A 6,137-nucleotide genomic window follows, 5' to 3' on the forward strand; every position below is an offset into this window, starting at 1 on the left:
TAATTTTAAAACGTAAATATAAAATAAAAATTGTTTGAATTATTTACAGAACCTCTTTAACCACAAAAACCCTACTATTCCTGAAACTAGTGATGCTGCAAGAATCATAAATTTAGCATTATTAATAATTTCCGCATCATCGAAAGCTAATAAACTGATAAAAATCGACATGGTGAATCCAATTCCACCTAAAAATCCGGCACCTAGAAGTTTTTTCATACTTAATTCTTTGGGTAATTTAGCTAACCCAACCTTAATTACTAAATATGAAAAAACAATTATCCCTAAAGGTTTACCAATAATTAAGCCAAAGAGAATTCCCAACGAATATTCTTCTGAAAAATTCTGCATCCAATCAGCTCCAATGATAATTGCTGTATTACACAAAGCAAACAAAGGAAGTATAAAATATACCACAGGTTTATGTAAAAAATGTTGTAATTTATACGAAATAGATTTTTCCGAACCGTCTTGAAAAGGAATAGCAAACGCTAGTAATACTCCCGTAATGGTAGCATGAACACCCGAATTCAGCATAAAATACCACATAAACACACCCGCAATTAAGTAAATCCATAGATTATTGACCTTCATTCGGTTTAAAACCAAAAGTCCGCCAAAAATGGATAACGAAATAATAAGATTTACAAAATAGAGCGTTTTAGTATAAAATAACGCAATAACAATAATAGCACCTAAGTCATCGATTACCGCTAATGCCGTTAGGAACACTTTTAACGAATTAGGAACGTTTTTACCAACTAATGATAATATTCCTAAAGCAAAGGCAATATCGGTAGCCATAGGGATTCCGATACCCGATTGTGTTTTTGTTCCAAAATTAAACAGAAGAAATATCAAGGCAGGAACTAACATTCCACCTAAAGCGCCAGAAATAGGCAAAATGGCATCTTTAAATTTTGACAATTCTCCTTTATATACTTCGCGTTCTAATTCTAATCCGATCATCAGAAAGAAAATCGCCATTAGTCCATCATTAATCCAATGCTCAAAACTATGGTTTGCAATGGGATGATGCCAAATAGCAAAATAACTTTCGGAAAATGAGGTATTAGAAATTACTAACGAAAAAGCGGTGCAGAGTAATAAAACTAAACCGCCCGCTTTTTCGCTTTCAAAAAAAGAAGTAAATAATTTTGAAAGTCTCATTTATTTATACCAATTGTTTCAAGGCAATTTCAAACGCAGTAGCACTAATATTCTTTTTATCCGAATTGATGGCGTGTGCTTTTTGAATCGCATTTTTAATTCGATTTGAAGTATCTGAAAAGATTGCCTCATCAGTCATTTGTACTTTTTTCTCCATAAAATAAGCAAAAACTCTAGCCATACCGCAATTTGCAATAAAGTCTGGAATTAAACTTACTTTTTGATCGGTTGCTTCCATGATCGGTCCAAAGAAAATTTCTTTGTCTGCAAAAGGCACATTCGCACCACTTGAAATTACTTCTAATCCAGACGCTACCATGTTATCCACTTGCTCTTTTGTAACCAATCTTGAAGCCGCACAAGGTGCAAAAACTTGCGCTCCCATAGACCATATTTTCTGATTAATTTCGGCAAAAGGAATCATGTTTTCTGCTACTAATTTATTTCCGTCTTTATGCAAGAATAAATTTTTAATTTCTTCAAAAGAAAAACCGTTTTCATTGATAACACCACCATCTCTATCGATGATTCCTACTACTTTTGCACCCATTTGAGCCAAATAAAAAGCCGCTGCCGAACCTACATTTCCAAATCCTTGCACAATGGCTTTTTTGCCTACGATGGTTCCGCCATAGATATCATAATAATGACGCGCCGCTTCGGCAACACCATATCCTGTAATCATATCGGCTACCGTATATTTTCTGTTTACGTCTGGTGAAAAATTTGGATTCTCAATTACTTTGATTACTCCTTGACGCAATTGTCCAATTCTATTGATTTTATCGGCTTCGGTAGGTTTAAAATGTCCGTTAAAAACCCCTTCTTGCGGATGCCAAACCCCACAATCTTCGGTCATTGGAATTACTTCGTGAATTTCATCTACATTCAAATCGCCACCTGTTCCATAGTAATTTTTTAATAACGGAGAAACCGCTTTATACCAACGCTCTAAAACGCCTTTTTTTCTCGGATCATTTGGATCAAAATTAATTCCCGATTTAGCTCCACCAATAGCCGGACCTGAAACCGAAAATTTCACTTCCATTGTTTTGGCTAACGAAAGAACTTCGTTCATATCCAAACCTTTTCGCATTCTTGTTCCGCCTCCAGCAGCTCCTCCACGCAACGAATTAATAACCGTCCAACCTTCTGCTTCGGTTTCTGGATCTTTCCAATTGAATACTATTTCTGGTTCTTTGTTTTCAAATTTTTGTAATAAATCTTTCATTTTGTAAGTTAATTTTTTTGGTTTTGCAAATATACATATTCTGTATAAGCTCATAGGGTTAATATATGTTTTTGTTTTGAAAATTTATTTGAAAATTATTCCTGATGAATGATCGTGTCTTGCTCCAGTAACAGAGGAAAGTACATTGTTTTCACCTCTTAATTTTAAGACTCCCAAAAGGGCAAAAATCAGGGCTTCTTTGAATTGAATTATTTTGTCATCTGGTATAATTAGGGTCGTAGTGTACAAATATTCTGATAAACGACGAATCAAAAAAACATTGTATGCACCGCCACCCGTTATCAATAATTTAGCATTGGGTTTATTACAAACGGCAGCAATTTGCAGGGCTATATGCTCCACAAAAGTGGCCAATTTATCTTCAATACTACAACTAAAAGAATGCATTAGTGGAAAAATCTCTTGGTTTACAAACTCCATTCCTAATGATTTTGGAAACGGCAATTTATAATATTCTAATTCATTTAATTGCGCTAAAAGTGTAGTGTTCACTTTGCCCGATTGAGCGATACTTCCTCCGGAATCATACGGCAAACCTAAGGCATTAGCATAGTAATTCAAAACAGTATTTACAGGCGAAATATCAAATGCTATTCGGGTTCCATTATCTGAAAACGAGATATTCGAAAATCCGCCCAAATTCAAACAATAATCATATTCAGCAAATAAAATTGCATCACCAATAGGAACCAATGGCGCACCTTGACCACCCAATTGCACATCTTGCAGTCTAAAATCGCAAACCACAGTTTGTTGAATCAATTGCTGTAACATAGGAAGATTTCCTATTTGAAGCGTCAATCCGTTTTGAGGTTGGTGTAAAATCGTGTGACCATGACTGCAAACGGCATCGATATCTTTGAATTGATGTTTCGAAATAAATTCAGTAATAATCGAAGCCAAAAGTTTTGTATAATCACTATTCAATTGTTCTAATTCAGCCGAGTTAAATTGAATGGCATTTTTTAATTTGTTCTGCCATTCATCGGAATAAGAAATGGTTTCCGATTGAAAAATTTCAAACGTCCAACGCTCTGAAATATTGAAGTTTATGTACGCTAAATCGACTCCGTCTAAGGATGTGCCCGACATAACTCCGATAACGTTGTAGTTTTCTTTAAACATGGGTTAAAATTACAAATTGTTATTGAAAATTTCCTAATAAATAATTACATTTGAGGACTCAATTTAACAAATTATCAAACATTACATCTAAAAAATATGGATTTTAAATTAACCGAAGAACACCAAATGATTCAGCAAGCGGCAAGAGATTTTGCTCAAACCGAATTATTACCTGGAGTTATTGAGCGAGACGAACATTCAAAATTTCCTACCGAACAAGTAAAAATGATGGGCGAACTTGGATTTATGGGAATGATGGTAGATCCTAAATATGGCGGCGCTGGTTTAGACAGTTTGTCGTATGTTTTAGCCATAGAAGAAATTGCAAAAGTAGACGCTTCTGCTGCCGTAATCATGTCGGTAAACAACTCATTAGTGTGTGCCGGATTAGAAAAATATGGTTCAGAAGAGCAAAAAATAAAATATTTAACTCCATTAGCTAAAGGTGAAGTCATTGGAGCGTTCTGTTTATCGGAACCCGAAGCAGGATCTGATGCTACTTCGCAAAGAACAACGGCTATTGACATGGGCGACCACTATTTAGTAAACGGAACCAAAAACTGGATTACTAATGGAGGAACGGCTTCAACCTATTTAGTAATGGCACAAACCGATGCCGCAAAAGGACACAAAGGAATTAATGTGTTGATTGTTGAAAAAGGATTACCAGGATTTGAAATAGGTCCGAAAGAAAAGAAAATGGGAATTCGTGGATCGGATACCCATACCTTATTATTCAATGATGTAAAAGTACCGAAAGAAAATAGAATTGGCGCTGACGGATTTGGTTTTGCTTTTGCGATGTCAACCTTAAACGGAGGACGAATTGGAATTGCTTCTCAAGCGTTAGGAATTGCACAAGGCGCTTATGAATTGGCGTTAAAATATTCGCAAGAACGTGTGGCGTTTGGAAAACCTATTTTCAACCACCAAGCCATTGCGTTTAAATTGGCCGACATGCACGTTAAAATTACCTGTGCGCGTTTGTTAATTCACAAAGCCGCTACCGAAAAAGACAACGGCGAAGACATTGCACATTCGGGAGCTATGGCAAAATTATATGCCTCAGAAATTGCTTTAGAAGTTGCCAATGAAGCGGTACAAATTCACGGCGGAAATGGTTACGTAAGCGAATACCACGTAGAACGTATGATGCGCGATTCTAAAATTACGCAGATTTATGAAGGAACTTCTGAAATTCAACGCATTGTCATTTCAAGAGGTTTAGTGAAATAATAAACTCGATAAATTATACATCAAATCCGGTTCTTTTGAGCCGGATTTTTTTGTGCTTTTTATGCGCAACGAGTTACTATTTAGTAGAAAATAATGCTTATAAATTAAAATTTATCACTTATGTTTTGATAATTGGAAATATTCAGTATATTTGAAAATACGATACAAAGTAGCACATATATTCAAGTTAGCGGACAGCTTCAGAAAAAAACGTAAACCAAAAAAACAGAAAATATGAAGAAAATATTATTAAGTTTAGTATTCTTATTGCCATTCTTTGGGAATGCTCAAGCCCATTTAGGAATTTCCTTAACAGACCTAAAAGAATTGCATAATGACAAAACTTTTAAAATTGATTATACAACAGATGGGACAAAATACGCATCTGCTGATATGCCATTAGGAGAATTTACTTATTATTTTAGCAAAGAAGACGGATTAACTTTTAGATGTATTCAAATTCCAAATAATATGACTGCCTTAAATGCCCAAGTTGAAAACTACAATAAAAAATATGTTATTGTTTCAGAAACTTCTTGGAAAGCATATCTCGAAGGTGGAGGCTTAATGAAAATTAATCTTGTATACGATGAAGAATATAAGGCATATTTTTTTACTTATAATTTTTAAAAATAATGCCGAAAACAAAAGAAGATAGAATTAAAACAGTTATGAGTGGAGGTGGTCACGTTGTAATTCTTGGTGCTGGTGCAAGTATTGCTTCAACATACAGAAATGGAGAATTATATGGTAAAAAATTACCTTCAATGGATAATTTTATTGAGATTGTTGGACTAACCGATTTAATTGAAAATATACCTGAAAATTTAAATGCTAAAAATTTTGAGGCTCTATATAGTAACCTTCATAAAGACAATCCAAATTCCCCCCGCTGCCGCGCGAATCCTTTCGCGTGGTGAAACTAACTAATAAACCACTTCGTAAGTCTTCCGACTTTAATCCATACAAAAAAAGCTACAATTGAACTCTTGTAGCTTTTTTATTTTATAGTCCCATCAGGACGAAATATGGGTAACAAAAAAGCCTGTTCAAAAGAACAGGCTTTTCAAAAGAAAGGCGGCGAACCGAGCTTGCGAACACGGCGTACCTATAAAAAAAATAACCCCAGCTTTTTAAGCTGGGGTTACTAAAAAAAGGCGGCGACATACTCTCCCACATAACTGCAGTACCATCTGCGCAATCGGGCTTAACTTCTCTGTTCGGAATGGGAAGAGGTGAGCCCCGACGCAATAACCACCTTAAATTTTAAGTGATAAGCTCTTAGTGATTAGTAATTAGCTTTTGGGCTAATCACTTGTTACTAGTTACTTTTCACTGCAACATAGTTGCAAAT

At 35.1% G+C, this 6,137-nt stretch carries 6 protein-coding genes and 1 rRNA gene; 3 read left to right on the forward strand and 4 right to left on the reverse strand.

The window, feature by feature from the left end; genetic code table 11:
• Positions 1–39: 39 nt before the first annotated feature.
• The 3 genes from nhaA to ACIQZC_RS00430 all read right to left on the reverse strand — a co-directional run bounded on the left by nhaA (position 40) and on the right by ACIQZC_RS00430 (position 3,547).
• Positions 40–1,170: a Na+/H+ antiporter NhaA gene (gene nhaA / locus ACIQZC_RS00420; protein ID WP_396137256.1), complete on the reverse strand. Its 1,131-nt coding sequence runs from the start codon at positions 1,168–1,170 to the stop codon at positions 40–42.
• A gap of 4 nt (positions 1,171–1,174) precedes the next feature.
• Positions 1,175–2,401 (reverse strand): Glu/Leu/Phe/Val dehydrogenase dimerization domain-containing protein, encoded by a 1,227-nt coding sequence (locus ACIQZC_RS00425; protein ID WP_396137257.1) that lies wholly within the window; start codon positions 2,399–2,401, stop codon positions 1,175–1,177.
• 84 nt (positions 2,402–2,485) lie between these two features.
• Positions 2,486–3,547: an anhydro-N-acetylmuramic acid kinase gene (locus tag ACIQZC_RS00430; protein WP_396137258.1), complete on the reverse strand. Its 1,062-nt coding sequence runs from the start codon at positions 3,545–3,547 to the stop codon at positions 2,486–2,488.
• A 96-nt stretch (positions 3,548–3,643) separates the two neighbouring features.
• Here ACIQZC_RS00430 and ACIQZC_RS00435 point away from each other — a divergent pair, with 96 nt between their 5' ends.
• The 3 genes from ACIQZC_RS00435 (at position 3,644) to ACIQZC_RS00445 (ending at position 5,703) form a co-directional block, all read left to right on the forward strand.
• On the forward strand, positions 3,644–4,783 hold the full coding sequence (locus ACIQZC_RS00435; protein WP_396137259.1) for an acyl-CoA dehydrogenase: 1,140 nt from the start codon (positions 3,644–3,646) through the stop codon (positions 4,781–4,783).
• A 234-nt stretch (positions 4,784–5,017) separates the two neighbouring features.
• Entirely contained in the window at positions 5,018–5,413 is a 396-nt protein-coding gene (locus ACIQZC_RS00440) for a hypothetical protein (RefSeq protein ID WP_396137260.1), read from the forward strand.
• A 5-nt stretch (positions 5,414–5,418) separates the two neighbouring features.
• The gene (locus ACIQZC_RS00445) at positions 5,419–5,703 is read left to right on the forward strand and encodes a hypothetical protein (protein WP_396137261.1); all 285 of its coding nucleotides are present in this window, start codon (positions 5,419–5,421) and stop codon (positions 5,701–5,703) included.
• Positions 5,704–5,935: 232 nt separating this feature from the next.
• Here the strand turns inward: ACIQZC_RS00445 and rrf are convergent.
• A 5S ribosomal RNA gene (rrf, locus tag ACIQZC_RS00450) occupies positions 5,936–6,045 on the reverse strand.
• Positions 6,046–6,137: the final 92 nt, after the last annotated feature.

The sequence above is a fragment of the Flavobacterium sp. genome (assembly GCF_044338735.1).
Taxonomy (GTDB): Bacteria; Bacteroidota; Bacteroidia; order Flavobacteriales; family Flavobacteriaceae; genus Flavobacterium.

Bases quoted from the DNA above. Each gene is read 5' to 3' on its own strand.
- nhaA (WP_396137256.1), bottom strand. From the start codon at position 1,170: ATGAGACTTTCAAAATTATTTACTTCTTTTTTTGAAAGCGAAAAAGCG.
- ACIQZC_RS00425 (WP_396137257.1), bottom strand. From the start codon at position 2,401: ATGAAAGATTTATTACAAAAATTTGAAAACAAAGAACCAGAAATAGTA.
- ACIQZC_RS00430 (WP_396137258.1), bottom strand. From the start codon at position 3,547: ATGTTTAAAGAAAACTACAACGTTATCGGAGTTATGTCGGGCACATCC.
- ACIQZC_RS00435 (WP_396137259.1), top strand. From the start codon at position 3,644: ATGGATTTTAAATTAACCGAAGAACACCAAATGATTCAGCAAGCGGCA.
- ACIQZC_RS00440 (WP_396137260.1), top strand. From the start codon at position 5,018: ATGAAGAAAATATTATTAAGTTTAGTATTCTTATTGCCATTCTTTGGG.
- ACIQZC_RS00445 (WP_396137261.1), top strand. From the start codon at position 5,419: ATGCCGAAAACAAAAGAAGATAGAATTAAAACAGTTATGAGTGGAGGT.